The organism is Curtobacterium sp. 458 (genome assembly GCF_030406605.1).
Taxonomy (GTDB): Bacteria; Actinomycetota; Actinomycetes; order Actinomycetales; family Microbacteriaceae; genus Curtobacterium.
Genome location: NZ_CP129104.1, coordinates 500,367 through 526,144 on the forward strand (window position 1 = coordinate 500,367; position 25,778 = coordinate 526,144).

A 25,778-nucleotide genomic window follows, 5' to 3' on the forward strand; every position below is an offset into this window, starting at 1 on the left:
GGCCGCCGTCCGCTGCCCGCACGTCGCGGTGGTCCGCATCCGATCCGCACCGCTCCCCCGCACGGACCGTCTGCTCGGCCCGACTCTGGCAGGATCGGACCCATGACCACGCCCCACCTCGTCGCCTTCGACCTGGACGACACCCTCGCCCCGTCGAAGTCGCCGCTCGACCCCCGCATGCTCGAGACCTTCGCGTCCCTGCTCGAGGTCGTGCCGGTCGCCGTGATCTCCGGTGGCAACTTCCACCAGTTCGAGCAGCAGCTCGTCACGCCGCTCCGGCACCGCGACGGCCTGACGCTCGACGACCTCCACCTCCTGCCGACCTGCGGCACCCGGTACTACCGCTGGCAGGACGACGACTGGGCACTGCAGTACGCCGAGGACCTCACCGACGAGCAGAAGGCCCGCGCCCTCGCCGCCGTGGAGGACCAGGCGAAGCAGGCCGGCTACTGGGAGACCCGGACCTGGGGTGACATCCTCGAGGACCGTGGCTCGCAGATCACGTTCTCGGCCCTCGGCCAGGCAGCACCGGTCGACGTGAAGAAGCAGTGGGACCCGACCGGCGAGAAGAAGGACCACCTGCGTCGCCTCGTGCAGGAGCAGCTGGCCGACCTCGAGGTCCGCTCCGGCGGTTCCACGAGCATCGACATCACCCGCAAGGGCATCGACAAGGCCTACGGGATGCGTCGGCTCGCCGAGCTCACGGGCATCGCGCTCGACGACATGCTGTTCGTCGGCGACCGCCTCGACCCCGAGGGCAACGACTACCCGGTGAAGGCGCTCGGCGTCCCCTGCCACGCCGTGGAGGGCTGGGAGGACACCGACGCGTTCCTCACGGAGCTGATCCCGACGCTGCGCTGACGCGCACCGGTACGGACGGGAGGCCCGTGGCGGATCCGCCATGGGCCTCCCGTCCGTCCGTCTGGTCGCGTCGCGCGCGAGGCGCGGCGTCAAGGGATGCTGCGGACCGCCTCGACGAACGCGCGGATCTTCGCGGCGTCCTTGACGCCGCGCTCGGACTCGACGCCGCTCGACACGTCGACGCCGTCCGGGTCGAGCGCCTCGACCGCGGCAACGACGTTCGCGGGTGTGAGGCCGCCCGCGAGGATCCAGGCCTCGTCCACCTTGCCCGCGATCGTCGAGGGCTCCACGAGTCGACCGCTGCCCGGCACCGCGGCGTCGAGCAGCAGGAGGTCGTGGTCGAACGCGGCACGCTGCTCGGGCGTCTCGCGCAGGTAGTCCTCGGTGCTGACCGCCCGGATCGTGAAGAAGCCGGCGTCACGTGCGCGGGCGAAGTCCGAGACGGATTCGCCGCCGTGCAGCTGGAGCGTGGTCAGTCCGACCGCCGAGGCGATCCCGACCACCTCGTCGATCTGCTGGTCGCGGAACACCCCGACGGCGTCGATGCCCTCGGGCACCCGCTCGACGAGTTCCTTCGCGAGGTCGGCCGTCACCGTGCGGGGGCTGTTCGCGGCGAAGACGAACCCGACCGCGTCGGCGCCGGCGTCCACGGCGGCGTCCACCGTCTCGGGGGTGGAGAGGCCGCAGATCTTGATCCAGCGCTGATCGGTCATGCCGTCCATCCTGCCAGGGCGCACAGACGCGGTCGCACTCGGTTCAGTGCAGCATGCCCGCCAGGTACGACGCGCCGCACGCTGCGAGCAGTCCGAACATCGCGAACCCGCCGAGCAGCACGTTCCGGCGACGCCACCGCTTCACGGAGTCGAACGTGCCCCGCTTGGCGTGTCGGTGTGCGGCACGGTGCAGCTTGTGCGCGCGGAGGTGCCTCTCGCGGTCGGGCCCCAGCGGCACCGGTCCGGTGATCTGCGTCGATCCGCCGCGCAGTGCGTTCGCCACGGCCACCGCGGTCGGCCGGCGCTCGGGGTCCCGGGCCGTCATGCGCTCGAGGAGGTCGCGCCACTCCGACGCGATGTCCTCCGGGACCTCCGGGTCGCGCCGGAGTCGGGCGAGGGCGGCCTCGATGAGCGTGCCGGAGTACTCCTGCTTGCCGGTCAGGGCCTCGAGCAGCACGAGCCCGAGCGAGTAGACGTCCGTCGCGAACCCGATCGGCTCGCCGGCCACCTGCTCCGGGCTGAGGTACGCGGCGGTCCCGATGATCGTGCCGTCGTTGGTGAGCCGGGAGCCGTCGACGAAGTGCGCGACGCCGAAGTCGGTGAGCTTGACCGTCCGAGCGAAACCGGAGGAGCCCTCGTCGCTGATGAGGATGTTCGCCGGCTTGACGTCACGGTGCACGATGCCGCGGGAGTGCACGTAGGCGAGCGCGTCGGCGAGCTGCGCCCCGAGGTCGGCCACCTCGTAGTTGTGCAGCGCGCCCTCGGCCAGCCGCCGGAGCAGCGTCGTGTCGGCGATGAGCTCCATCACGATGAAGCGGTGCGGGCCGTCCTCGAAGTCGTGCGTCCCGGCGTCGTAGAGCGGGATGAGTCCGGGGTGCGACAGCATGCTCAGCAGGCGGATCTCGCGCTCCTGGCGGACGCGGTCGGCGGTCGTCATGGTGTCCGGCGTCGCGAACAGCTTCACCGCGACGAGCCGGTAGGTGTGCTCGTCGCGCGCTTCGTAGACGGTGCCCATGCCACCGGTGCCGATGAGCCGCAGGAGACGGTAGCGGCCAGCGAGCACCGTCTCCGCCCGAGGGCTGTCCAGCAGGGTCATGTGCACGTCGTTCCGTCGGGAGTCGGGAGCAGCAGTTGCCTTCGGGTTGACTCACCCAGTACGGTACGCGCCCGCGAACGATCCCGCGGGCTCGTTACGACATCGTGATGGGCCGTACTTCCCTGTGTTCATGCGGCTGCATCGGGTGTACGCATGGGCGGGACAGATGGACGTTCACGCGCAAGGAGGACACGATGGCGCTGTCGAAGGGTGACGAGGTGCACTGGAACACCTCGCAGGGCAAGACGACCGGCAAGCTGGTCGAGAAGAAGACCAAGGACTTCACGTTCGACGGTCAGGACTTCAAGCCGACCGACGACGACCCGTACTGGATCGTCGAGTCGGAGAAGTCGGGCAACAAGGCCGCCCACAAGGAGTCGGCCCTGACGAAGGCCTGAACCGGTCCCGGTGCGGCTCAGTCGCCGGCCGGGGTGGCGCGGCGCCGCCTGCGAGCACCCTGTCCGGCGCGGGCTCGTCGGACCCGGCGCACGACGAACGTCACGACGACGACGGCGATGGCGACGTAGAGCACCCGGTCGATCCACTCGGTGTACTGCTCGACCTTGTCGTACTGCGTCCCGAACGCCGCACCGAGCAGGACGAGCGCGCCGTTCCAGATCCCGCTCGCGATGATCGTGAAGACCGAGAACGTACCGAGGTGCATGCGGTCCGCTCCTGCCGGGAGCGAGATGAGACTGCGGACGATCGGCACGAAGCGGCCGAAGAACACCGCGCTCTTGCCGTGTCGGTGGAACCAGTCCGCAGCCTTGCGGAAGTCGTCCTCGTCGACGAGCGGCAGCCGACCGAGCAGGCGCACGGTCCGCTCGAAGCCGATGACCGCGCCGAGCCAGTAGAGCACCAGTGCTCCGAGGTAGGACCCGAGCGTCGCCGCGACGAGCACCAGCACGAGGTTCATCTGCCCCGCCCCGGCGAGGAACCCGGCGAGCGGCAGTATGACCTCGGACGGGATCGGCGGGAAGACCGTCTCGATGAAGAGCATGAGCGCGACGCCCCACTCGCCGAGGGCGTCGATGAGCTGCAGGACGAGCCCGGAGAGCCCGCCCATCTCGGGATCGGCGGCAGCCACGGGACGGGGCAGGGCAGTCGTCATCCGCCGATCATCCCTGAGCGGCCTGTCAGACTCCGGCGCGGGACCTGAGCGTCACCCGAGGCCCATGTGCGAGGTCCGCACGTGGGTGAGGGACCGAGCGAGCGCACCTCGCGCCACCGCGTCGCGACCGACCGTCGACGGCACGACCTCGACGGGGTGCCGCAGCTCGGGCGTCACGAGCCCCTGCAGCGCTGCGGCGAAGACGTCTGCGGCGGGCAGGACCTCTCCCCCGACCACGACGACCTGCGGGTCGAGCGTCGTGACGAGCTGAACCACGCCCGGGGCCACGTCGGCCGCGAACGCGCGGACGACCTCGACGGCCCCGGGGTCGCCGTGCCCGGCCGACGCGAAGACCGACTCGAGGTCCGTGCCGGGGGCGATCCGCGCCTCCAGGCGGGTCGGCGCGGACGGCCACCCGGTCGAGGCGAGGCCTCCCATCTCACCCGCGGCGCCGCGCGCCCCGCGCGCCAGCGATCCGTCGACCAGGTAGGACGCTCCGATCTGCCGCCCCATGACGAGGTAGAGCGCGTCGTCGACACCGCGGAACCGGCCCCACATCGCCTCGGCGGTCGCCGCGAGCTTGGCGTCGTTGTCGAAGAAGGTCGCCGCCCCGGGGAAGAGGTCCTGGATGCGGCCGGGCACCCGCGACTCCACCCACTGGGGCACCGCGACCGTGTAGTCGATCGCGCCCGAGCGGTCGACGACCGCCGGCACGCCGAACGTGGCGGCGAGCACCCGGTCGGGCGCGACGCCCTCGGTGAGCCGCTGCACGACGTCCTGCACGCTCGTCCAGGCCTGCTCGGCGCTGGTCAGGTCGGCGTAGCGCTCCTCGACCCGGACGGTCGTCGCGCCCCGGAGGTCCGCGCGCAGACCGACGATGCCGTGCAGCCCGAGGTCCACGCCGAGGACCGCACCGGCCGACGCGTCGGCGGCGAAGCGCTTGGCACGACGCCCGGCCTTGTTCGGGGTCGCGATGGCCTCGGCCTCGGCGACCCACCCTTCGTCCACGAGGTCGGCGAGCGCAGCCTCGACAGTCGGACGGGAGAGCCCGACCGTCCGGCTCAGTTCCGTGACCGTCCGGGAGGCGTCCTCGCGGAAGAGCTCGTCGAGGATCGCGCGCGAGTTGATCAGCCGCAGCACACCGGGGGTCGTCCCCACTACGGTGCTCGGGAGCGTTGACACGGTCTCTTCCACGGCCATAGCCTCCATATTACGAAAGACCATTGAGGAATGGTGGACCTGACATGCTCATCCCCCGCCCGCGCCGTACCGAAGCGGGAACCGGCGCCTTCGAGATCACCGCGTCGACCCGCATCGCTGCCGACGACGACACCGCGTCGGTGCGACTGTACCTGCAGCAGACCCTCCGCGGCTCGACCGGCCTGCCGGTGCGCGACGCGGAACGTCACGAGGGGGCCGACGTCATCGCGCTGCGGGTCGCTTCCCCGGCGGAGCTCGAGACCCTGCCGGCCGGACCCGCGACCGCGGCCGGACCCGCGGCCGACGGACCCGCGTCGGCTCCGGGCGACCGCAGCGAGGCGTTCCGGCTCACGGTCACGCCCGAGCGGATCGAGGTGGTCGGCGGTTCGGCTGCCGGTGTCTTCTACGGTGTGCAGGCCCTGCTGCAGTCCCTGCCGGCCGACGTGTACCGGCACGGACGCGTCGGGACGGGGCCGTGGACGGTCCCCGCGACGGTCGTCGAGGACGCCCCCGCCTTCGCCTGGCGGGGCGTGATGCTCGACGTCTGCCGCCACTTCCGCACGAAGCACGAGGTCATGCGGGTCGTCGACCAACTCGCCGCGCACCGGATCAACCGCCTGCACTTCCACCTCACCGAGGACCAGGGGTGGCGGATCGAGATCCGGAAGTACCCGCGTCTGACCGAGGTCGGCTCGTGGCGGCGCGAGTCCCAGGTCGGCGCGCACGTGGCGGACGCCGACGGGGCGCTCCGTCCCGCCGGGTTCGACGGACGCCCGCACGGCGGGTACTACACGCACGACGACGTCCGCGAGATCGTCGCCTACGCAGCCGACCGCTTCGTCACCGTCGTGCCCGAGATCGAGACGCCTGGTCACGTCCGCGCCGCCCTCGCCGCGTACCCGGAGCTCGGCGTCCACCCGGACCGCCCGGTCGAGGTCTGGACGGAGTGGGGCATCGCCGACGACGTCCTCAACGCCGAGGAGTCCACGATCGCGTTCTTCCAGGACGTCCTCGACGAGGTCATCGACCTCTTCCCGAGCCCGTACATCGGCATCGGCGGCGACGAGTGCCCGAAGGTGCAGTGGGAGCACGACCCGCGCACGCAGGAGCGCATGCGGGAGCTCGGGCTGGCAGACGAGGAGCAGCTCCAGGCGTGGATCATCGGTCGGCTCGCGGCACACGTCGAGTCGCGGGGCCGACGTGCCTTCGGCTGGGACGAGATCCTCGAGGGCGGTACCCTGTCCCCGTCGGCCACCGTGCTGTCGTGGCGCGGGCTCACGGGTGCGCGGACGGCGGCGAAGCGGGGCCACGACGTGATCTCGTCCCCGGACGACCAGGCGTACCTCGACTACCGCCAGAGCGACCTGCCGACCGAGCCGATCCCGGTGTCGATCGTGCTCTCCGTCGACGACGTCTTCGCGTTCGACCCGGTGCCCTCGGGCCTGACCGACGCCGAGCGGGCGCACGTCATCGGCGGCCAGGGCAACATGTGGACCGAGCACGTCGACACTGCCCGGAAGCTCGACTACCAGCTCTTCCCCCGGGTGGCGGCGCTGTCCGAGGCGCTGTGGTCGGCGGACGTCGCCGGACCACGGGACGTCGCGGAGTTCCGCGGACGCCTGGCGGAGCACACGGCACGGCTCGAGGCGATGGGGATCGAGTACCGGCACGAGGCCGGGCCGTTCCCGTGGGAGCAGCGGCCGGGGGTGCCGGGGCGGCCGGCCTCACGAGAGGAACGCGCGGCGTACATCGACGCGGTGACGGCGAACATCGCGGAGTAGCGCGCGGGGCTGGCTGGACCGACCGGACGCGGAGGGCGCCGATCGGTCACGACTCCCCGCTCAGCTCCCCCGATAGGTCGCGAATCGTCGCGCCCCACTCGCGAGAGCGACGTTCCGTGACCGCTCGACCTGCGGCCCGCGGGGCGTCGCGACCGCTCCGCGCTGCGAGTACAGGGCAGAGTCGCGCCCCGTGCGCGACGCACCCACGGACGGACGGGAGGCACGGTGCCAGCTGGCACCGTGCCTCCCGTCCGTCACGTGGTGACGTCGACTACGCCGCGACCGGCGCGCGCTGCCCCACCGTCTCGGCCGCGACCGCGGCCTCGGAGCCCGCGGCGGCCTCGTCCACCGGACGACGACGCACCCACTTCTTCAGCCCGACCAGCACGAGCGCGGAGACCACGGTGCCGGCGAGGATCGCGACGATGAACATCCAGATGTTGCCGATCGCGAAGAAGACGAAGATGCCGCCGTGCGGTGCCCGCGAGGTCACACCGGCCGCCATCGAGATCGCCCCGGTGACCGCGGCACCGATCATCGACGCCGGGATGACGCGGAGCGGGTCGGCCGCGGCGAACGGGATCGCACCCTCGGAGATGAACGACGCACCGAGCAGCCACGCGGCCTTGCCGTTCTCCCGCTCCGGCTTGGTGAAGCCGCGACGGTAGAGGACGGTCGAGGCGAGCGCGAGGGCCAGCGGCGGGACCATGCCCGCGGCCATGACGGCGGCCATGATCTCGAACGGCACGACGTTGGTGGCCGAACCGGCACCGAGGCCGGCGACCGCGAACGCGTACGCCACCTTGTTGACCGGGCCACCGAGGTCGAACGCCATCATGAGGCCGAGGATGATGCCGAGCAGGATCGCCGAGGCGCCGGACAGCGAGTTCAGCCACGCGGTGAGCTGCGTCATGACCCAGGCGATCGGACCGCCGAGCACGAGGAGCATGAGGCCCGAGGCGATGATCGACGCGAACAGCGGGATGATCACGACCGGCATGAGTCCGCGCAGCCAGCGCCAGGTCGGGATGCGCCCGATCCAGTACGCAGCGCCACCGGCGATGAGGCCACCGACGAGCCCTCCGAGGAAGCCCGCGTTCATGAAGACGGCGATCGAACCGGCGACGAAGCCCGGCGCGATGCCCGGACGGTCGGCGATGGCGTACGCGATGTACCCGGCGAGTGCTGCGACGAGGAAGCCGAGCGAGACGCCACCGATCTGGAACGCGGCCGCACCGAGGTAGTAAGCGAGCCCCTCCGGCGGGAGGTTGACGAGGGTGTAGTTCGTCAGCGTGTAGACGGCGTTGTTCTGGCCGGAGTCGCCGTGCTGCAGCGCGATGCCGTAGCCGGCGAGCAGGAAGCCGAGCGCGATGAGCAGACCGCCGCCCGCGACGAACGGGATCATGTAGCTGACACCGGTGAGGAGCCAGCGCTTGAGCGCCTGCCCGAAGTGCTCGTCGGGCTTCGTGGTCTCGGCGGTCGCCGCACCGCCCTGGACGCGCGCGGCGTTCGGGTCGTCGGCGGCTCGGAGGGCCTCGGCGATCATCTTGTCGGGCTCGTCCACGCCGCGCTTCACCGGTCCGGACACGAGGGGCTTGCCCGCGAACCGGCCGCGGTCGCGCACGTCGACGTCCACGGCGAACACGACGGCGTCGGCCCGGGCGATGAGCGCCGGGTCGAGCGGCTCGACCTGCGAGGACCCCTGGGTCTCGACGTGCATCTCGGCACCGGCCCGCTGGGCGGCGGCGACGAGGGCGTCGGCAGCCATGTAGGTGTGCGCGATGCCGGTCGGGCAGGCGGTGACGCCGACGATGACCTTGCGGGCACGCGCGGCGGTGTTGCTCGTGGTCGCGTCACCGGACGCGGCCTGCGTCGACGGTGCTGCGGCCGGCCGGGAGGCGCTGCTCGCGTTCCCGACGCCGGCTGCGGCGACCTCGCCGCCCACCTCGCGCTCGACGAGGTCGACGATCTCCTGCGGGGTCGACGCGGCGCGGAGCGCCGCGGTGAAGTCCTCGCGGATGAGCGCCCGGGCGAGGGTCGAGAGGACCGTGAGGTGGTCCTTGTCGGCGCCCTCGGGCACGGCGATCATGAAGACGACGTCGGCGTCGCCGTCCGGAGCGCCGAACGGCACCTTCCGGGCGAGGCGCGAGAACGCGAGGGTCGGGCTCGACACCGAGGCCGACCGTGCGTGCGGGATGGCGATGCCGCCGGGCACGCCCGTGCCGACGCTGGCTTCGCGCTTGATGGCGTCCTCGGCGAGGGCGGCGCCGTCGGCTGCGCGGCCGGTGGCGGCGACGCGGTCGGCGAGGACGCGGATGACGTCGCTCGACGTCGCTCCGAGGTCCTCGTCGAGGCCGACGAGCTCAGCGCTGATGAGGCGCTGCGTCGTGTCTGCGGACATGGGTTGCTCCTTTGCAGTGGCGCCGGGGGCGCGGGCCGTGCTTCGTGCTGGTGGGTGGGGGTCGTACGGGTTGTCGTGCGGGTGGTCGTCGGGGTTCAGACCGGTGCCGGTGCAGCTGGTGCCGGTGCCGTCGGTGTCGCGGGCCGCAGTGCTCGGACCGCGATGGCGGTGGGATCGGTGTGGTCGAGTGCGGGGACGTCGCTGCCCGGGAGTGCGGCTGCCGCCGCTCCGGTCGCGACGGCCTGGGCGAGGCGTTCCTCCGGCCGCGCTCCGGCGACCTCGGCGAGCAGGTACCCGGCGAGGGAGGAGTCCCCCGCCCCGACGGTCGAGCGGGCGACGATCTTCGGGGCGGCGGCGGCGTGCGCTCCGTCGGGGCCGACGAGGACGGCGCCGGCGCTGCCGAGGGTGAGCAGGACGGTGTCCACACCCCGCGACCGGAGTCGTTCCGCTGCGGCGGCCGCGGCGTCGAGGTCCCGCTCGTACTCGTCGGGGTCGCCGCCGACGACCTCGGCGAGTTCCTCGGCGTTCGGCTTGACGAGGTCGATCCGCTCGCCGGACTGCAGCAGGGCCGTGAACGGGACGCCCGAGGAGTCGACGGCGATCCGGACGTCCTCACCGTGGCGGGCGCGGACGGCCCGGACCAGCTCGGCGAGCGCGTCGTCCGGGAGTCCCGGCGGCAGCGACCCGGCGAGGACGACCCAGCGTGCACCGGGTCCGGTCGGGGTCGGCCCCGCGGCGTCGGCGACGAGCGAGGCGAACTCCTCGAGGCGTCCGGCGAGGGACGGCCCGGGCTCGTTGAGCTTCGTGGTCGTGCCGGTGGGCTCGGTGACCGTGACGTTCGAGCGGAGCGGCGCGCCGATCGGCATCGCGGCCGTCGGGATGCCGCGGGTCGCGAGGCCGAGCAGCACGGGGTCGAGCTCGTCGCCCGGCAGGACCGCGATCGTGTCGCCACCGCTCGCCACGACGACGCGGGAGACGTTGACGCCCTTGCCGCCCGGCTCCGCCGTGGACCGCGTGGCGCGCTGGACGGCGCCGCGCTGGAGTTCACCGGCGAGCTCGATCGTGCGGTCGAGGCTCGGGTTCGGCGTCACCGTGACGATGCGCGTGCTGGTCCGCGCGTCGTGGCTCGGGTTCTGGTTCATGCGACGACCACCTCGACGTCCGCTTCGGCGAGCGCACCGGCGAGGTCCGCCGGGGGCTCCTGGTCGGTGACGATCGTGTCGACCTCGTCGAGCCGGGCGAAGCGCATGAGGGCCTCGACCCCGTGCTTGGCCGCGTCCGCGAGGACGACGCTCCGCCGAGCGGCCAGGACGTAGGCGCCCTTGACCGCTGCTTCGTACTCGTCCGGGGTGCTCAGCCCGAAGCCCGCGGAGAGGCCGTTCGTCCCGACGAAGGCGATGTCGGGTCGCAGCGCGCCGATCTGCTCGACCGTGGCCGTGCCGACCGCGGCGCTGGTGACGCCGCGCACCCGGCCGCCGAGGAGGTGCAGTTCGACGTGCTCGCTGTGCTGCAGGACGCCGGCGATCGGGACCGAGTTCGTGATGACGGTGATCGTCGCCCCGGCCGTGGCGGGTTCCCACCGGGCGAGTTCGGCGCCGACGGCGGCGCAGGTCGTGCCGGCGTCGAGGGCGATCGACCCGGTGAACGTCGGCGGCACGAGACGCATGGCAGCGCGGGCGATCGCGGTCTTCGCGGAGCCGTGCTGCCCCTCACGTTCGGCGACGCTCAGTTCGACGACGCTCGACCGGCCGACCGGCACCGCTCCCCCGTGCACACGGCGCAGGACGCCGGCGGACTCGAGGACGTCGAGGTCACGTCGGACGGTCTCGGTCGTGACGTCGAAGTGCTCGGCCAGTTCGGCGACGGAGACGCGCCCTGCCGACAGCAGCGAGGCGGCGATGGCGTCGTGCCGCTCGGTTGCGTACATGCCCGAACTCCTTCGTTCCCGTGGGTTTCGAGCACTGTACGCCGCAAAGTCACACGTTCGCAACCGTTTCGTTGCGAAACCAACACGTCCACAGGCTCGGCCGGGCGCCCGCGCCACCCGTTTGGTCGCACAACACGCCGCCCGGGGCCGAGCGGGCCGACACGTTCTGCGACCAGCCGGGGTCGGCGCGACACGCGCACGCGAGCACCCGGGCGCACGAGAACACCCCGCCCTGCAGGGAGTACGAGCACCGGTGCCGGCTACCCCTTGACGGCCCCCGCGGTCATCCCGCTCACCAGCCGCCGCTGCACGATCAGGAAGAACACCACCACCGGGATCGAGAACAGCACGGACGCCGCCATGAGCCCGCCGAAGTCGGTCCCCTTGTTCGTGGAGAACCCGGCGAGCCACACCGGCAGCGTGTACATCCCCTGGTCCTTGAGCATCACGTACGCCGTCAGGTAGTCGTTCCACGCGGCGATGAACGCGAACACGCTCGTGGCGATCACCCCCGGCATCACGAGCGGGAACAGGACGCTCCAGAGGATGCGGAACGTTCCCGCGCCGTCGACCTTCGCGGCCTCCTCGATCTCGACGGGCACGGCCACGAAGAACCCCCGCATCACCCAGATCGAGAACGGGAGGACGCTCGCGACGTACGCGAGGATCAGCCCGATGTAGCTGTTGAGCAGCCCGAGGGTCTGGAACGACAGGAACAGCGGGATGAGGAGCGCCCCGGACGGGATCATCTGCACGAACAGGATCGCCACGAGGATCGCCCGCCGCCCGCGGAACCGGAACCGCGACAGCGCCGCCGAGGCCAGGAACCCGACCACGATCGACAGCAGCACCGCAGCCACGACGACGATCGCCGAGTTGCGCAGGTACACGAGGAACCCGTCCTGGGTCAGCGCCCGGGTGAAGTTCTCGAGCGTCGGTCGGAGCGGCAGCCAGATCGGCGTCAGCGTCGTGACCTCGTCCGCGGGCTTGAACGCCGTGTTCACCATCCAGTAGATCGGGAACACCCAGACCAGGCAGAACACCACCGCGATGGTGTTCGCGACGATGCGCGGCTTCCGCCGACGCGCGCCGCCCGGCTCACCGCCCCGACCACGCCCGCCCGGCCTGGAGGCACGCCTCGCCCCCGCCACGTCGGGCTGCGCTTCGGAGGCGGTCACCCCGGTCACCCCGGGGGTGGTGGTGGTCGTCACAGGTCTTCCTCTCCACTGCGGACGAGCCGGCGGATGTAGTAGCTGGTGAGCGCACCGAGAATCAGCGTCGAGATGACGGCGATCGCGGCGCCCTGCCCGTACGCGTTTGAGACGAACGACTTCACGAACGTCCAGATGCCGAGCGTGAGCGTGGTGTCCTCCGGTCCGCCCCTGGTGAGCAGCCAGATCTGGTTGAAGACGTTGAAGTCCCAGATCACCGAGAGGATCGTCACGAGGAGCAGCGTCGGCACGAGCGCGGGGAGCGTGATCGCCCGGTACATGGCCCACGCCGAAGCGCCGTCGAGCGCACCGGCCTCGTAGTACTCCGCCGCGATCTGCGACTGCGCCGCGTACAGCGTGAGCGCCACGAACGGGACCGCCTGCCAGATGACGAGCGAGAGCACGATCGCCAGTGACTGCCCCGGGGTCGAGGCCCAGTTGTCCTGCGTGTGGTCCCCGAACACGCCGAGCTGCGTGATGATCCAGTTGAGCACACCGTAGAACGGCTGGAAGAGCCACTGCCAGACCAGGCTGGACGCCACGTTCGGCATCGCCCAGGCCAGCACGAGCACGACGCTGACCACCGTGCGCATGACGACGCCGAGCCGGGTGAGCAGCTGCGACACCGCCATGCCGATGCCGATCGTCCCGACGACCATCGCCCCCGTGACGAGCACCGTCCGGAGGATGACCGGCCAGAAGCTGGCGTCGGTGAGGACGTTCGTGTAGTTCGTGATCCCGGCGAACCCGGCCTGCCCGGTGAAGATCGCGCGGAGGCCGTAGTCCTGGAAGGAGATCACCAGCAGCCGCACGAGCGGGTACACGACCAGCGCGAGCAACAGGACCGCGGCCGGCGCCAGCAGCACGAGCGGGGCCCGGGACGCCGTCAGCGACCGCCGCCGGCCACCGCGACCGCCCGCCGAGCCCGACCCCGACGGACCCGCTCCGACCGGACGGCTCCGGCGCAGACCGCCACGCCGGGTGTCCGGCCCGGCCGAGGCCGGACCGGACACCCGCTCTGCAGTGGAGGTCATCGACTACTGCTGCGCGTTGAGCGCGGACGTGAGGTGCTCCGAGAAGCCCTCGGCTGCCTGCTGCGGTGTCTTCCGCCCCGTGGCGATGTCGGCGAACATCGTCTGGAAGCTCGAGTCGCCCTCGATCGTGGCCCAGCCCGGGGTCGCCGGGGTCGGGCGGCTCGTCGAGGCGGCCTCGAAGTACGGCTTGTGGAGCTCGTCCACGTCACCGGCGACCGCGTCGAGCAGCTGCGTCGAGTTCGGCTCCCACCCGTCGACGCCGAAGACCTGGTCCTTCTGGAACTCCTTCGAGGTCAGGATCTTCGTGTAGTACAGCGCGAGGTCCTGGTTCTGCGACTTCGACGGGATGCCGAGGTCCGACCCGCCGAGGAACACCGGCTGGGTCTTCCCCTCGGTCGCGGAGGGCATCGGGAACGTCCCGATCTGGTCCTTGAGCTCGGGCTTGGCCGTGGTGATCGACCCGATCTCCCACGCTGACCCGAGGATCGCCGAGGTGTTGCCCTGGGCGAAGACGTCGGACTCGGCGGGCTTGTCGGTGTTGATGTCCTGCGTGGACTTCGCCGAGTAGCTGTTCTGGAAGTCCTTCCACGCCGTGAGCCCCTTGACGGCGGCGGCGGAGTCGAGCGCTCCCGTCCACTTGCCGCCCTTCTCGGTGGCGATCTGTCCGCCGGCGTCCCACACCCACTGCAGTCCGCCGTACCAGTACTGGCCGGGCATGTAGAACGCGGAGAAGTCGGCCTGCGGGTTCTTCGCCTTCACCTTGTCGAGGTCGGCGGTGAGCTCGTCGTACGACTTCGGCACGTCGGTGACCCCGGCGTCCGCCCACGTCTTCTTGTTGTAGATGACCGCGCGGTTGCCGGCGAACAGCGGGGCGCCGTAGAGCTTCCCGTCGACGGTCGCCGGGCCCTCGAGCCCGGACAGCCACGTCTGCCCGTCCTGCAGCTCCTTCTTGTATGGCGACAGGTCCATCAGGCCACCGGTCGCGGCGTACACCGGCACCTGTGTGTTGCCGAGGTCGACGACGTCCGGGGCGTCCTGCTGCGCGAGCGCCGTCGTGAGCTTGGTCGTGATGCCGTCCCACTGCTGCAGCTGGAGCTTCACCTTGGCGCCGGTGTCCTTGGTGAACTGCTTCTCGGCGACGTCGAGGATCTTCGGGCTGAGGTCGCCGTTCATGATCCACACGGTGATGGTCTTGCCCTTGCCGTCGGGTGTGCCGATGGACTTCGTGCCGCCGTCGGAAGCTCCGTTGCTTCCGGCGGAGCACCCGGTGAGGGCGAGCGCGCCTGCGAGGGCGAGCGCACCGAGTGCGGCGAAACGCGTGCGTGTCACGTTGACTCCCTTGGTCCGACCTTTATGAAAGGACGTTGCGTAATGGTGAGTAAAGACCCATCACGCAGGGATGTCAACACCGGATCGCAAGCCTGTGGACAGTCGCGATCCGCATGTTTCCGGGCGATCACGGATGTCGAACAGATCGGGACGCAGCCTTGACGAACTGGTCATGACCAGGCATGATCTGCACCCGCCGGACACGACGGACGGGAGGCCCGTGGCGATCCCGCCACGGGCCTCCCGTCCGTCGCCGGAGCGACCCGTCAGGACAGAGTGTTCAGTCGTCGAAGGGGACGTGCTCGCTCGACCCGACACCCGCACGCTGCCGGTAGGCCAGGTGCCCACCGAGGTACCCGCCGACCCCGACGACCGTCAGCCCCGCGAACCCGAGCAGCTTCCCGGCGCCGTGGTTCCCGCGCTTCCGCTGCATCCACGACAGCCCGTAGAGCGTGATCCCGACCCAGTTCACCGCCTGGTGCACCCATCCGGTCCGGAGCTGTTCGCGGTCGAGCTCGGACCAGTCCACGTACCCGGCAACGGACGCGCTCCCGGACGACACCAGCCCCACACCGACGAGGGTCTTCGCGGCCTTCGCGTTGCCCTTCCCGCCCACGAGGTCGAGCACCGCCGCCGAGATCCACGCCCCGAGCGGCACCTGCACCATCAGGGGGTGGAGCGGGTGCCCGAAGGGCACGCCGTGCAGCAGCTGTCGCAGCGCCTTCGGGCGTGCGAGCGCGCGGACGACGCTGCGGTCGATGTCGACGGCCTTGTCGAGCACGTCCGCGTGCTCGACGGCGTCGGTGAGGCGACGGATGGCGCGGATCTCAGGCATGCCCTGGAATCTAGGCCGGGCGAGGCGGGGGCGTTCACAGCGCGCCAGCGCTGTGCCCCGGTCTCGCCGAGCGAGCCTGCGAGCGAGGCGGGGCGCGTTCCAGGAACGTTCCCCGGGCCTCCAGGCGGTCACCCTTGGCCACGCCGACACGGAACCAGGTTCCGGACACCACACCGCGCCGTTCCACGGTGCTGCGCCCGGAACCTGGTTCCCCTCGGAGCGCACGGGCTGCCTCCCGCTACTCCTCGACGATCTCGCCCTCGACGACCTCACCGAGGTCGAACGGCTCGACCGTCAGCTCGTCGCCACCCGCAGCGACGTCCACCCGCACGGTGTCGCCGTCGCGGACGTCGCCGGCCAGGATGGCCCGCGCCAGCCGGTCGTCGATCTGCCGCTGCATGAGCCGCCGCAACGGACGCGCGCCGTACACCGGGTCGTACCCGCGCTCAGCGAGCCACGTCCGGGCCGACGGCGTCACCGCGAGCTCGAGCCGACGGTCGGACAGCCGGCGCGCGAGGCGGTCGACGTACAGCGACACGATCTGCCCGAGGTCCTCCGAGGTGAGCGCCTGGAACACCACGATGTCGTCGAGCCGGTTGACGAACTCCGGCCGGAAGGCCTGCGACACGAGCTCACGCACGCCCTCCTCGCGCTGCTCCGGCGTCAACGAGGTGTCGGTGAGGAACTGCGACCCGAGGTTCGACGTCAGGATGAGGATCGTGTTCCGGAAGTCGACCGTCCGCCCCTGTCCGTCGGTCAACCGGCCGTCGTCGAGCACCTGCAGGAGCACGTCGAAGACCTCGGGGTGGGCCTTCTCGACCTCGTCGAGCAGCACGACCGAGTAGGGCCGACGCCGGACGGACTCGGTGAGCTGCCCACCGGCCTCGTACCCGACGTACCCGGGCGGGGCGCCGATGAGCCGCGCGACCGAGTGCTTCTCGCCGTACTCGCTCATGTCGATCCGGACGAGGGCCTTCTCGTCGTCGAACAGGAACTCGGCGAGCGCCTTGGCCAGCTCGGTCTTGCCGACGCCGGTGGGTCCGAGGAACAGGAACGAGCCCGTGGGGCGGTCCGGGTCGGAGATGCCCGCACGGGTGCGGCGGACGGCCTCGGACACGGTGTTCACCGCCGAGCGCTGCCCGATGATCCGGCGGCCGAGCTCGTTCTCGAGGTGCAGCAGCTTCTCGGTCTCGCCCTGGAGCAGGCGCCCCATCGGGATGCCGGTCCACTGCGCGATGACGGCCGCGATGTCCTCGTCGGTGACGCTGTCGTTCACCATCCGCTCGGCGCTCTCGGCCTGTTCGGCGGCGGCCAGCTCGGCCTCGATGCGCGGCTTCTCGCCGTACTCGAGCCGGCTGACGGTCTCGTAGTCGGCCTCTCGCTGTGCCCGCTGCGAACGCATGCCCAGCTCGTCGAGCTGCTGCTTCAGCTCACCGATCCGGTTGAGCGACGCGCGCTCGGCCTGCCACCGCTGCTCGAGTTCCGCGAGCAGCGTCTCGCGGCTCGCGAGCTCGGCACGCAGGGTCTCGAGCCGCGCCTTCGAGGCGTCGTCCTTCTCCTGCTTGAGTGCGAACTCCTCGACGCGCAGCCGGTCCACCGTGCGCTTGAGCTCGTCGATCTCGACCGGCGACGAGTCGATCTCCATCCGGAGTCGCGACGCCGCCTCGTCGATGAGGTCGATCGCCTTGTCGGGCAGCTGACGACCGGAGATGTACCGGTTCGACAGGCTCGCAGCGGCGACGAGCGCGGAGTCGTTGATCGTCACCTTGTGGTGTGCCTCGTACCGCTCCTTGAGCCCGCGGAGGATGGCCACGGCGTCCTCGACGCTGGGCTCGCCCACGTAGACCTGCTGGAACCGTCGTTCGAGTGCGGCGTCCTTCTCGATGTACTGGCGGTACTCGTCGAGCGTCGTGGCACCGATGAGCCGGAGCTCACCGCGCGCGAGCATCGGCTTGAGCATGTTCGACGCTGCGACGGACCCTTCGCCGCCACCGGCGCCCATGAGTGTGTGCAGCTCGTCGATGAAGGTGATGACCTGCCCGTCGGAGTCGTTGATCTCCTTGAGCACGGCCTTGAGCCGCTCCTCGAACTCGCCGCGGTACTTCGCGCCGGCGATGAGGGCGGAGATGTCGAGCGACACGAGCCGCTTGTCCTTGAGGGAGTCGGCGACGTCCCCGGCGACGATGCGCTGCGCGAGTCCCTCGACCACGGCGGTCTTGCCGACGCCGGGCTCGCCGATGAGCACGGGGTTGTTCTTCGTCCGGCGGGTCAACACCTGCGACACGCGCCGGATCTCGGCGTCGCGACCGATCACCGGGTCGAGCTTGCCGCTCCGGGCGATCGCGGTGAGGTCGACGCCGTACTGCTCGAGGGCGGTCTTCTGTCGCTCTTGCGAGTCAGGAGCGCCCTGGAGGTTCGCCATGCGTTCCGTCCTTTCGTTGCATTGATCCTGGGGTTGAGTCTACTGCACTCAACTTCTGTTCGGCACGGTTTCTTCCCGCACCGGGTTCCGGATCCCGACCGCGCTGACGATCGCGCCGGCGAGCAGCAGGACGCCCATGACCACGACCGCACGGTGGAACCCGACCGTGCTCATCGCGCCGCCGAGCACGACACCGGCGAGCGCCACCACGACGAGGCTGGCGATCCGGGCCACGGCGTTGTTGACCGCCGAGCCGATGCCCGCCTCGGACTCCGGTACCGATCCCAGGACCGCACTGGTCAGCGGCGTCACCATGAGCGAGATCCCGACGCCGACGAGCACGAGCCCGGGGAGCACCGTCCACCAGTAGGCCGCCGGGTCGTCGCCGACGAGCACCATGAGGAACGAACCCACTGCTGCGATCGCCGGACCCGCGGCCATGAACCACCGCGGCCCGTACCGGCCGGCGAAGGAGCCCACCGTCGTCGAGAGCAGCAGGAGCAGGATCGTCGGCGGCAGCGTGGCGATCCCGGCGACCCAGGCCGGGAACGCCCAGACCTCCTGGAGGAACAGGGTCACGACGAAGCCGACCATGCCGAGCGCACCGTAGATCGACAGTGTCGCCAGGTTCCCGACCGCGAAGTTCCGCGCCCGGAACAGCCCGAGGTCCACGAGCGGCTGCGGGGTCCGCCGTTCCCACGGCACGAACGCCGCCAGCGCCAGCCCGCCGAGCACGAGCGCGCCGAGCACGATCGGGGACGACCAGCCGAGGCGCTCCTGCTCGATCAGCCCGAGCACCACCCCGCCGATGCCGACCACCGCGAGCACCGCCCCGACCACGTCGACCCGCGGCCTGCCGGGAGGCCGGACGTCACCGGAGATCCGGGCCACGAGCGGGATGGTCACGGCGATCGGCACCGCGGTGAGCACGAAGATCCACCGCCAACCGATCCCGTCGACGATCACCCCGCCGATGACCGGGCCGACGATCACGGCAGCGCTCGACCACGCCGTCCACGAGCCGATCGCCCTGCCCTGCGCCGCACCGCGGTACGCCGCGATGATGAGCGCGAGCGAGCTCGGTGTGACGAGCGCACCCCCGACACCCTGCAGTGCCCGCGCGACGATGAGCACCTCGCCCGTCGGCGCCGCCGCGCACACGATGGAGGCCACCCCGAAGACGATCAACCCGAGCGTGATGATCCGCACCCGGCCGAACAGGTCCGACAGGGAGCCGGCGACGAGGATGAGCGACCCGAGCGTCACCATGTAGGCGTCGACGACCCACTGCTGCACGACGAGGCCGCCCCCGAGCTCGTGTCGGATCGCCGGGAGCGCGACGTTCACGACGCTCGCGTCCAACCCCACCACGAACGACGCGAGGATCGCGACGACGAGCACCACGCGGCGGTCGTCGCGGAGCGGAGCGGCGGGCGTCGTCATGCGCTCATCCAACCCCGCACCGCCGACGTCGCGCACACGACCGCACGCACGACGAAGCCCCCGCGACCGGAGTGGTCGCGGGGGCTGCCGACAGGACGGGGCTGGGAGTCCTACTGCTTGGAGTCGGCGTTCGGCTGGACCGAGGGGCCGGGGTTCACGACCGGGGCCGCCGTCTGCGCAGCCGTGTTCTGCGCGGTCGTGTTCTGGGCGGTGGCGTCGGACGCCTGCTTGTCCTCGGTGCCCATCTCCTTCTTGAAGATGTTGATCGACTGACCGAGACCCTTCGCGAGCGCCGGGAGCTTGGTCGCCCCGAACAGCAGGATGACGATCCCGAGGATGATCAGCAGATGGATGCCGGTGAGGCCTGCGAACATCATGACTCCTTCGATGGTGAACTGGTCGCCGTGCTCGGGTCTTCTTCGACACACGCGGCGGAAGCTCGTGGTCCGTTCATGGTAACTCGGTCTCTCCGGGAATCACAGGCGAGGAGCCCGAACGGACACCGTTCGCACAGGCTCGGCGACTGCCCCCGCCGGGTCAGTACGCGCCGCGGGACCGCAGCACGGACGGGATCGTCCGCGCGAGGATGACGATGTCGTGCAGGAACGACCAGTTCTCGACGTAGTGGAGGTCGAGCCGCACGCCCTCGGCCCAGTCGAGGTCCGAGCGACCACTGACCTGCCACAGCCCGGTGATGCCCGGGGTCACGAGCAGCCTCCGGTCCGCGAAGTCCTCGTAGACGGCGACCTCCTTCGGGAGCGCCGGACGGGGCCCGACGAGGCTCATCGACCCCTTCAGGACGTTCCAGAGCTGCGGGAGCTCGTCGAGCGACGTCTTGCGGAGGAATGCTCCGACGCGGGTCACCCGGGGGTCGTCCCGCATCTTGAAGAGCGGTCCCGCGCCCTCGTTCGATGCCTCGAGTGCGGCCATCCGGGCTTCGGCGTCGACGCACATCGTCCGGAACTTGAGGATCGGGAAGTCCTGCCCACCGCGACCGACACGGGTCTGACGGAAGAACACCGGCCCCCGGTCGTCGAGCCGGATCACGACCGCGATCACGGCGAACACCGGGGCGAGCAGCACCAGGCCGAGCCCGGCGCCGACGACGTCGAGCAGCCGCTTGCCGAACCGCCGACGGTAGTCGGGCGTCTCGACGTGCATGAGCGGCAGGCCGTCGACCGGGCGTTCGTGGACCCGGCCTGCAGCGATGTCGGCGAGCGGCGAGGAGACGACGAGCTCGACGCCGTGCTCTTCCAGTTGCCAACCGAGTCGTCGGAGACGTTCGTGCCCGCCGCGGATCGCCCCTGCGACGACGACGGCGGACACGCCGCCCGCCTGCGCGCGGTCGAGGACGTCGTCGATCCCGCCGACGACCGACGAGCACGCCCCTCCGAGCTCGACGGTCGAGCCGATGGCAAGGCAGTCCGTGACGACGCCTGCGACCCGGTACCCGGCGACGGGGGTCGCCGCGATCCGACGGCCGACGTAGCGCACGTCCTCGGCGTCGCCGACGAGCAGGACGTCTTGGAGCCGCTCGCCACGACCCCGTCGGCGTGCGAGCACCGTGCGCACGACCTTGCGCTCCGCCACGAGCAGGGCGAGCCCCAGCGGGAACGCGATCGCGACGTACCCACGGGCGAGGTCGAGCTGGACTGCGTAGGCGACGATCGCGACGCTCGCTCCGGCGACGAGGCTCGCCAGCACGAGCCGGCGGTACTCCTCGTTGCCGACACCAGCGATGCGGGCGTTGCGGGTACGGAACGTCGACAGGAGCGTCATCCAGACGAGCACGATCGCGGGCGCGACGACGAACTCCATCCAGCCCGCGGCAGCAGAACCCACCGGGAGCTCACCCGGGAACCGCACGAGGTGCGCCGCCACGAAGGCGAGGAGCAGGACGGCGAGGTCGAGGGCGGCGACAGCCGTCGCGAACCCGGGCCGTGCTCCGGCGGGGGCGGCGGTGGGAACGGCACGCGTCGCGGTCAGGGCGACGACTCCCACCGGACGGGTGGGACGGAACGTGAGTGACACCGCGGGACCTCCGGTCGGACGCCGACCGACGGAGGGTCGGCCGGGCGCCTTCGTCGGTCAGAGCACGACGAAGGTTCGCCCTACCAGAATATCACCGAGATGTTGGAAATATCAATGACCGAGGACATCCGCGACTGACCACAGCACCGGCCGGTCGAGCAGCGCCCCCGCGTCCGCCGGCTCGACCCCGCGCACGCGGAACACCGCCCGCTCGCCAGGGAGCAGCGTCACGAAGCCCCGGTCGACAACCCCGTCCGGTGACACCCGGTCGGGCTGGAGCAGCAGGTCCCGCACGACGGTCGAGGCCTCCACCACCACCCGGATCGTCGCTCCGTCGACCTCGGTCGACGCGGAGAAGCGCGCGGGCTCCCACCGCAGCTCACGGTCGGGCGCCGGCGTCCACACCGCGCGGTGCTCGTCGAGGTCGGCGACAATCAGCTCGTTCCGCGGATCGTCCACGACCCCGACCGACTCGGGCAGCGCGACGACGGCGACCCCGGCGGAGAGGTGCACCGGCAGCGTCACCTCGGCGAGCACCATACCGGCGAGCGTGATGCGGCGGACCCGCACGACCCCGTCGCCGACGGACTTGGCCGACCGGACCGCGACCTCGACGGGCGACGAACCGAAGGCTCCGGGCGACACCCCGAGCGAGACGCCCCCGGACCCGAGCGACAGCGTGTCCGCCAGCTCGCCCAGCTCAGCCGCCTCGTCGACGTGCGCCGGTGAGGACGGGCGATCCGTGCCTCCAGGCTGGTCGTCCGGCGACGCGCCGGCCGGAGCCGCCGGCCGCGGGCCGGCGACCGACGAGACGGGCCGGATCGTCAGCAGCACGTCGTCGTAGAGCCGCCGCAGCTCGTGCGCGAGCGGCTTGAGGCGCCCCGACGAGTCGACGGCCGACCACGACGCGACCGGCCACAGGTCGTTGAGCTGCCACAGGACGACCCCGGTGTTCCGTGGCCAGTGCGTCCGCCAGTGCTCGACGCCCGTCGCGATCGCGCGCGCCTGCTGGAGCTGCGTCAGGTAGTGCCACGCGTCGAAGGAGGCAGCGTCCACGCTGCCGAAGCGCGGAGCGATCCCCCGCGCCAACTTGCCCATCCCGTCGTCCGCCTTCTGGTGGTGGACGACGCCGGGTGCGTCCACGGTCAGCTCGGGGTCGGACACCGCGTCACGCAGCGTCCGCCACGCGGGCGGCGCCTGCCAGCCGAACTCGGACACGAACCGCGGCACCGACACGCGGTACGCGCTGTCGGGCAGGCGGTTCCAGGCCTCCCACGAGTGGTGCGTCTCGTGGTCGACGTCGTTGGCCGGCAGTTCCTCGTCGCCGGACCACGGCGAGCCCACCGTGTAGAAGCGCGTCGGGTCCACCGCGTCGACGATCGTCGGCAGGAGGTCGAGGTAGTAGTCCAGCCCCCAGCCGCGGTCCCCGAGCGACTCCGCCCAGCCGTCGACGTCGTGCAGCCAGATGTTCTCGTTGTTGCCGTTCCAGACCACGAGGGACGGGTGGCGGGAGAGCCGGGCGACGTTGTCCCGGGCCTCCGCGACGACCTCGCTCCGGATCGGCTCGGTCTCGGGGTAGGCGGAGCACGCGAACGCGAAGTCCTGCCAGACGAGCAGTCCGAGCTCGTCGCACACCTCGTAGAAGTCGCGCGACTCGTACACGCCGCCGCCCCAGACGCGCACGAGGTTCGCCCGCAGCGCGGCAGCGGTGCCCAGTCGGGACGCGTAGCGGTCCCGCGTCACACGCGAGACGATGACGTCGTCGGGGATCCAGTTCACCCCGCGGACGTCGATGAGCGTCCCGTTGACGTACACACCGAACGGCTTGCCGATCGTGTCCGATGCCGTGTCGATCCGCGTCGACCGGAAGCCCGTCCGGAACACATCACGGTCGAGGACCTCACCCTCGACCGTCTGCAGCTCGACGGTCACGTCGTAGAGCGGCTGCTCGCCGTAGCCGCGCGGCCACCACCGCTGCGCATCCGGGACCCGCACGGTCACGACGGTCTCGTCGTCCTTCGGGGTCAGCTGCGCACGCGAGCGCTGTCGGGTCGTCCCGCCCTCGGCGTCCGGGCCGCTCACGGTCACGACCAGCACGAGGTCGTCGTCCTCGCCGTCCTGGTCGAGGTCGTTCATCCCGGACCGCTCGACCGTGATGTGCGCGTCGAGCACGCCCTCCCCCGCCTCGACGTCGACGAGCGGACGCACCTCACGGAGTCGCGCCGTCGACCAGCGCTCGATCGCCACCGGCCGCCACGGGCCGCTGGTCACCGCCGTCAGCCCCCAGTCCCAGCCGAAGTTCGACGCCATCTTCCGCACGTACGGGAACGGCTCGTCGTACGGGCCCGGCATGCTCCCGGCCCTGGCCGCGACGCGTCCGGCCTCGCGGTAGGGCGACTCGAACAGGATCTCGAGCTCCCGCTCCGTGCGCGTGTTGGACCCACCGGTCGCATCGCGCAGGTCGAACCGGTAGCGCCGGTGCATGTTCCGGGTGGTCCCGACGGTCACACCGTCGACCGTCAGCGTCGACACCGTGTCGAGTCCGTCGCACACCAGGTCGACGCGTTCGTGCCCCCGCGGATCGACGTCGACCGCGCGCCGGTAGGCCCAGTCAGCGCGTCCGACCCACTTGCCGTCCGCCTCGTTGCGGTCGAACGTGGGGTCGGCGAGCAGGCCCTCCCGCTCGAGGTCCGTGTGCACCTGCCCCGGCACCGTCGCCGGGATGCTCCGACCGGCGACGCCGTCAGGGGCGCCACTGCCGCCTGCCATCGTCACGGTCCAGCCGTCGCGGAGTTCCTCGCGGTCGAGGGTCATGCGGGTCCTTCTCTGGGCGGGCGGGACCGGTGGTCCGCTCGGTCGGGACGCCGGCTGCGTGTCCGCCAGGCGGCCGGGTACCGGCCTGGAGGCACGACACCGGTCAGCCGGGCGTCGTCACGTCGCGCGCGCGACCGCCTGGGCGATCACACGAGGGGGTGCCCGGCGATGCTAGTACGCGGAGCTTGCACGGGGGTGGGTGGCAGGCTGGGGCGCGTGATCACAGTTGCTCTCGCCGCAGCCCTCCGCGACGCCGGACTCCGCTGGCACCCGTCGACCGGGGACCGCTTCGTCATCGACAAGCCCGGGGTCGACGACGACGTCTACACCGTCTCCGAGATGACCGTCGAGCGGCACGACTACCCCTCCGGCACCGTGCTCGGGTTCAACGGCACCACGGAGTGGGCGCTCGACTCGGTCGAGGCCGCCGAGTCGCTGTGGCTGCCGCGGGAGGACCAGCTGCGGTCCCTGCTCGGGAGCGCCTTCGTGTCGCTCGCGAGTTCGGGCTCGTCGCTGACCGTCACCGCGACCATCGACGGGGCCCCGCAGACCTTCGACGCTCCCGATGCGGCCGACGCGTACGGTGCCGCACTCCTCGCCTACATCCGTTCTGCGCTGGACTGACCGCCCCCGGACCGGGTGACGCGCCCGGCTGGGAGTTGCTGGAATGCACGCTGGGCGGGCTTTGGTTGCATGGCGACATGACCGTTCCGAACATCACCCTGAACGACGGCAAGACCATCCCGCAGCTCGGCTTCGGCGTCTTCCAGATCGACCCCTCCGACACCAAGGAGGCGACGCTCGCAGCACTCGAGGTCGGTTACCGCCACATCGACACCGCCGAGATGTACGGCAACGAGAAGGAGGTCGGCGAGGCCATCGAGGCGTCCGGCATCCCTCGTGAGGAGATCTTCGTCACCTCGAAGCTCAACAACGGCTTCCACGACTCCGAGGCAGCGCTCGAGAACGGCAAGAAGTCGGCAGACCTCCTCGGCGGCTACACCGACCTCTTCCTCATCCACTGGCCGCTGCCCACCGTCTCGGACTTCGTGCCGACGTGGAAGGCGATGGAGGAGCTCTACCGCGCCGGCACCGCTCGCTCGATCGGCGTGAGCAACTTCCAGGCGCACCACCTCAACCGCCTCGCCGCCGAGACGACCATCACCCCGGCGGTGAACCAGATCGAGGTGCACCCGTACCTCACGCAGGAGGAACTCCGCGCGTACGACCGCGAGCACGGCATCGCGACCGAGGCGTGGTCTCCCATCGCGCAGGGCCTCGTCCTCGACGACGAGACCATCACCCGCATCGCCGGCAACACCGGCAAGACCCCGGCGCAGGTCGTCCTCCGCTGGCACATCCAGCGCGGCGACATCGTCTTCCCGAAGTCGGTCACCCGCACCCGCGTCGAGGAGAACTTCGCGATCTTCGACTTCGAGCTCTCCGACGAGGACATGACCGCGATCACGTCGCTCGACAAGGGCCACCGCACCGGCCCGGACCCGGACACGTTCGACTACGTCCCGGCCTGATCCGCCGGATGCACGAACGGGCGGCAACCTCCTGGTT

At 71.1% G+C, this 25,778-nt stretch carries 21 protein-coding genes; 5 read left to right on the forward strand and 16 right to left on the reverse strand.

Annotated elements, in window-relative coordinates; translation table 11 throughout:
* Nucleotides 1-102: 102 nt before the first annotated feature.
* Nucleotides 103-861, forward strand: a complete 759-nt coding sequence (locus tag QPJ90_RS02415) for an HAD-IIB family hydrolase (protein ID WP_290132884.1) — start codon at nucleotides 103-105, stop codon at nucleotides 859-861.
* 89 nt (nucleotides 862-950) lie between these two features.
* Here QPJ90_RS02415 and QPJ90_RS02420 read toward each other — a convergent pair whose 3' ends face one another.
* Both QPJ90_RS02420 and QPJ90_RS02425 read right to left on the reverse strand, forming a co-directional pair.
* Complete coding sequence (locus QPJ90_RS02420; protein WP_290132885.1) at nucleotides 951-1,574, reverse strand: phosphoribosylanthranilate isomerase; 624 nt, start codon at nucleotides 1,572-1,574, stop codon at nucleotides 951-953.
* A gap of 43 nt (nucleotides 1,575-1,617) precedes the next feature.
* Nucleotides 1,618-2,670 carry a serine/threonine-protein kinase gene (locus QPJ90_RS02425; RefSeq protein ID WP_290132886.1) on the reverse strand — a complete coding sequence of 351 codons (1,053 nt, stop codon included), beginning with the start codon at nucleotides 2,668-2,670 and terminating at the stop codon, nucleotides 1,618-1,620.
* A 194-nt stretch (nucleotides 2,671-2,864) separates the two neighbouring features.
* On the opposite strand from QPJ90_RS02425, the gene QPJ90_RS02430 reads away from it, so the two are divergent.
* Nucleotides 2,865-3,068, forward strand: a complete 204-nt coding sequence (locus QPJ90_RS02430) for a DUF2945 domain-containing protein (protein WP_290132887.1) — start codon at nucleotides 2,865-2,867, stop codon at nucleotides 3,066-3,068.
* A gap of 17 nt (nucleotides 3,069-3,085) precedes the next feature.
* Here the strand turns inward: QPJ90_RS02430 and QPJ90_RS02435 are convergent, their stop codons facing one another.
* Nucleotides 3,086-3,781 (reverse strand): DedA family protein, encoded by a 696-nt coding sequence (locus QPJ90_RS02435; RefSeq protein ID WP_290132888.1) that lies wholly within the window; start codon nucleotides 3,779-3,781, stop codon nucleotides 3,086-3,088.
* A 51-nt stretch (nucleotides 3,782-3,832) separates the two neighbouring features.
* Nucleotides 3,833-4,981, reverse strand: coding sequence for an ROK family transcriptional regulator (locus QPJ90_RS02440; protein WP_290132889.1), 1,149 nt, complete (start codon nucleotides 4,979-4,981; stop codon nucleotides 3,833-3,835).
* 44 nt (nucleotides 4,982-5,025) lie between these two features.
* Between QPJ90_RS02440 and QPJ90_RS02445 the strand changes: the two genes are divergently transcribed.
* The gene (locus QPJ90_RS02445) at nucleotides 5,026-6,762 is read left to right on the forward strand and encodes a beta-N-acetylhexosaminidase (RefSeq protein WP_290132890.1); all 1,737 of its coding nucleotides are present in this window, start codon (nucleotides 5,026-5,028) and stop codon (nucleotides 6,760-6,762) included.
* Nucleotides 6,763-7,033: 271 nt separating this feature from the next.
* Here the strand turns inward: QPJ90_RS02445 and QPJ90_RS02450 are convergent, their stop codons facing one another.
* The 12 genes from QPJ90_RS02450 to QPJ90_RS02505 all read right to left on the reverse strand — a co-directional run bounded on the left by QPJ90_RS02450 (nucleotide 7,034) and on the right by QPJ90_RS02505 (nucleotide 24,209).
* The gene (locus tag QPJ90_RS02450) at nucleotides 7,034-9,163 is read right to left on the reverse strand and encodes a fructose-specific PTS transporter subunit EIIC (RefSeq protein WP_290132891.1); all 2,130 of its coding nucleotides are present in this window, start codon (nucleotides 9,161-9,163) and stop codon (nucleotides 7,034-7,036) included.
* Between the two features lie 95 nt (nucleotides 9,164-9,258).
* Nucleotides 9,259-10,305: a hexose kinase gene (locus QPJ90_RS02455; RefSeq protein ID WP_290132892.1), complete on the reverse strand. Its 1,047-nt coding sequence runs from the start codon at nucleotides 10,303-10,305 to the stop codon at nucleotides 9,259-9,261.
* The gene (locus QPJ90_RS02460; protein WP_290132893.1) at nucleotides 10,302-11,090 is read right to left on the reverse strand and encodes a DeoR/GlpR family DNA-binding transcription regulator; all 789 of its coding nucleotides are present in this window, start codon (nucleotides 11,088-11,090) and stop codon (nucleotides 10,302-10,304) included. Before QPJ90_RS02460 ends, QPJ90_RS02455 begins: the two co-directional genes overlap by 4 nt.
* 260 nt (nucleotides 11,091-11,350) lie before the next feature.
* On the reverse strand, nucleotides 11,351-12,301 hold the full coding sequence (locus tag QPJ90_RS02465) for a carbohydrate ABC transporter permease (RefSeq protein WP_290132894.1): 951 nt from the start codon (nucleotides 12,299-12,301) through the stop codon (nucleotides 11,351-11,353).
* Nucleotides 12,298-13,335 carry a sugar ABC transporter permease gene (locus QPJ90_RS02470; RefSeq protein ID WP_290132895.1) on the reverse strand — a complete coding sequence of 346 codons (1,038 nt, stop codon included), beginning with the start codon at nucleotides 13,333-13,335 and terminating at the stop codon, nucleotides 12,298-12,300. The genes QPJ90_RS02465 and QPJ90_RS02470 overlap by 4 nt, the downstream gene beginning before the upstream one ends.
* Nucleotides 13,336-13,338: 3 nt before the next feature.
* A complete protein-coding gene (locus QPJ90_RS02475) occupies nucleotides 13,339-14,664 on the reverse strand; it encodes a sugar ABC transporter substrate-binding protein (protein ID WP_290132896.1) in 1,326 nt (441 codons plus the stop codon).
* A 280-nt stretch (nucleotides 14,665-14,944) separates the two neighbouring features.
* A complete protein-coding gene (locus QPJ90_RS02480; protein ID WP_290132897.1) occupies nucleotides 14,945-15,499 on the reverse strand; it encodes a DUF2231 domain-containing protein in 555 nt (184 codons plus the stop codon).
* Nucleotides 15,500-15,737: 238 nt separating this feature from the next.
* Complete coding sequence (locus QPJ90_RS02485; RefSeq protein WP_290132898.1) at nucleotides 15,738-17,921, reverse strand: AAA family ATPase; 2,184 nt, start codon at nucleotides 17,919-17,921, stop codon at nucleotides 15,738-15,740.
* A gap of 48 nt (nucleotides 17,922-17,969) precedes the next feature.
* Nucleotides 17,970-19,364: an MFS transporter gene (locus tag QPJ90_RS02490; RefSeq protein ID WP_290132899.1), complete on the reverse strand. Its 1,395-nt coding sequence runs from the start codon at nucleotides 19,362-19,364 to the stop codon at nucleotides 17,970-17,972.
* Between the two features lie 110 nt (nucleotides 19,365-19,474).
* Nucleotides 19,475-19,738 (reverse strand): twin-arginine translocase TatA/TatE family subunit, encoded by a 264-nt coding sequence (gene tatA, locus QPJ90_RS02495; protein ID WP_290134150.1) that lies wholly within the window; start codon nucleotides 19,736-19,738, stop codon nucleotides 19,475-19,477.
* Between the two features lie 163 nt (nucleotides 19,739-19,901).
* Nucleotides 19,902-21,395 carry a sugar transferase gene (locus QPJ90_RS02500; protein WP_290132900.1) on the reverse strand — a complete coding sequence of 498 codons (1,494 nt, stop codon included), beginning with the start codon at nucleotides 21,393-21,395 and terminating at the stop codon, nucleotides 19,902-19,904.
* A 111-nt stretch (nucleotides 21,396-21,506) separates the two neighbouring features.
* Nucleotides 21,507-24,209, reverse strand: coding sequence for a glycoside hydrolase family 2 protein (locus QPJ90_RS02505; RefSeq protein WP_290132901.1), 2,703 nt, complete (start codon nucleotides 24,207-24,209; stop codon nucleotides 21,507-21,509).
* 216 nt (nucleotides 24,210-24,425) lie between these two features.
* Here QPJ90_RS02505 and QPJ90_RS02510 point away from each other — a divergent pair, with 216 nt between their 5' ends.
* Both QPJ90_RS02510 and QPJ90_RS02515 read left to right on the forward strand, forming a co-directional pair.
* Nucleotides 24,426-24,833, forward strand: coding sequence for a pilus assembly protein CpaE (locus tag QPJ90_RS02510; protein ID WP_290132902.1), 408 nt, complete (start codon nucleotides 24,426-24,428; stop codon nucleotides 24,831-24,833).
* A gap of 77 nt (nucleotides 24,834-24,910) precedes the next feature.
* Nucleotides 24,911-25,741 (forward strand): aldo/keto reductase, encoded by an 831-nt coding sequence (locus tag QPJ90_RS02515; protein WP_290132903.1) that lies wholly within the window; start codon nucleotides 24,911-24,913, stop codon nucleotides 25,739-25,741.
* Nucleotides 25,742-25,778: the final 37 nt, after the last annotated feature.

Excerpts from the sequence above, each read along its gene's own strand:
- QPJ90_RS02415 (WP_290132884.1), top strand. The coding sequence starts at position 103 with ATGACCACGCCCCACCTCGTCGCCTTCGACCTGGACGACACCCTCGCC.
- QPJ90_RS02420 (WP_290132885.1), bottom strand. The coding sequence starts at position 1,574 with ATGACCGATCAGCGCTGGATCAAGATCTGCGGCCTCTCCACCCCCGAG.
- QPJ90_RS02425 (WP_290132886.1), bottom strand. The coding sequence starts at position 2,670 with ATGACCCTGCTGGACAGCCCTCGGGCGGAGACGGTGCTCGCTGGCCGC.
- QPJ90_RS02430 (WP_290132887.1), top strand. The coding sequence starts at position 2,865 with ATGGCGCTGTCGAAGGGTGACGAGGTGCACTGGAACACCTCGCAGGGC.
- QPJ90_RS02435 (WP_290132888.1), bottom strand. The coding sequence starts at position 3,781 with ATGACGACTGCCCTGCCCCGTCCCGTGGCTGCCGCCGATCCCGAGATG.
- QPJ90_RS02440 (WP_290132889.1), bottom strand. The coding sequence starts at position 4,981 with ATGGCCGTGGAAGAGACCGTGTCAACGCTCCCGAGCACCGTAGTGGGG.
- QPJ90_RS02445 (WP_290132890.1), top strand. The coding sequence starts at position 5,026 with ATGCTCATCCCCCGCCCGCGCCGTACCGAAGCGGGAACCGGCGCCTTC.
- QPJ90_RS02450 (WP_290132891.1), bottom strand. The coding sequence starts at position 9,163 with ATGTCCGCAGACACGACGCAGCGCCTCATCAGCGCTGAGCTCGTCGGC.
- QPJ90_RS02455 (WP_290132892.1), bottom strand. The coding sequence starts at position 10,305 with ATGAACCAGAACCCGAGCCACGACGCGCGGACCAGCACGCGCATCGTC.
- QPJ90_RS02460 (WP_290132893.1), bottom strand. The coding sequence starts at position 11,090 with ATGTACGCAACCGAGCGGCACGACGCCATCGCCGCCTCGCTGCTGTCG.
- QPJ90_RS02470 (WP_290132895.1), bottom strand. The coding sequence starts at position 13,335 with ATGACCTCCACTGCAGAGCGGGTGTCCGGTCCGGCCTCGGCCGGGCCG.
- QPJ90_RS02480 (WP_290132897.1), bottom strand. The coding sequence starts at position 15,499 with ATGCCTGAGATCCGCGCCATCCGTCGCCTCACCGACGCCGTCGAGCAC.
- QPJ90_RS02485 (WP_290132898.1), bottom strand. The coding sequence starts at position 17,921 with ATGGCGAACCTCCAGGGCGCTCCTGACTCGCAAGAGCGACAGAAGACC.
- QPJ90_RS02490 (WP_290132899.1), bottom strand. The coding sequence starts at position 19,364 with ATGACGACGCCCGCCGCTCCGCTCCGCGACGACCGCCGCGTGGTGCTC.
- tatA (WP_290134150.1), bottom strand. The coding sequence starts at position 19,738 with ATGTTCGCAGGCCTCACCGGCATCCATCTGCTGATCATCCTCGGGATC.
- QPJ90_RS02505 (WP_290132901.1), bottom strand. The coding sequence starts at position 24,209 with ATGACCCTCGACCGCGAGGAACTCCGCGACGGCTGGACCGTGACGATG.
- QPJ90_RS02515 (WP_290132903.1), top strand. The coding sequence starts at position 24,911 with ATGACCGTTCCGAACATCACCCTGAACGACGGCAAGACCATCCCGCAG.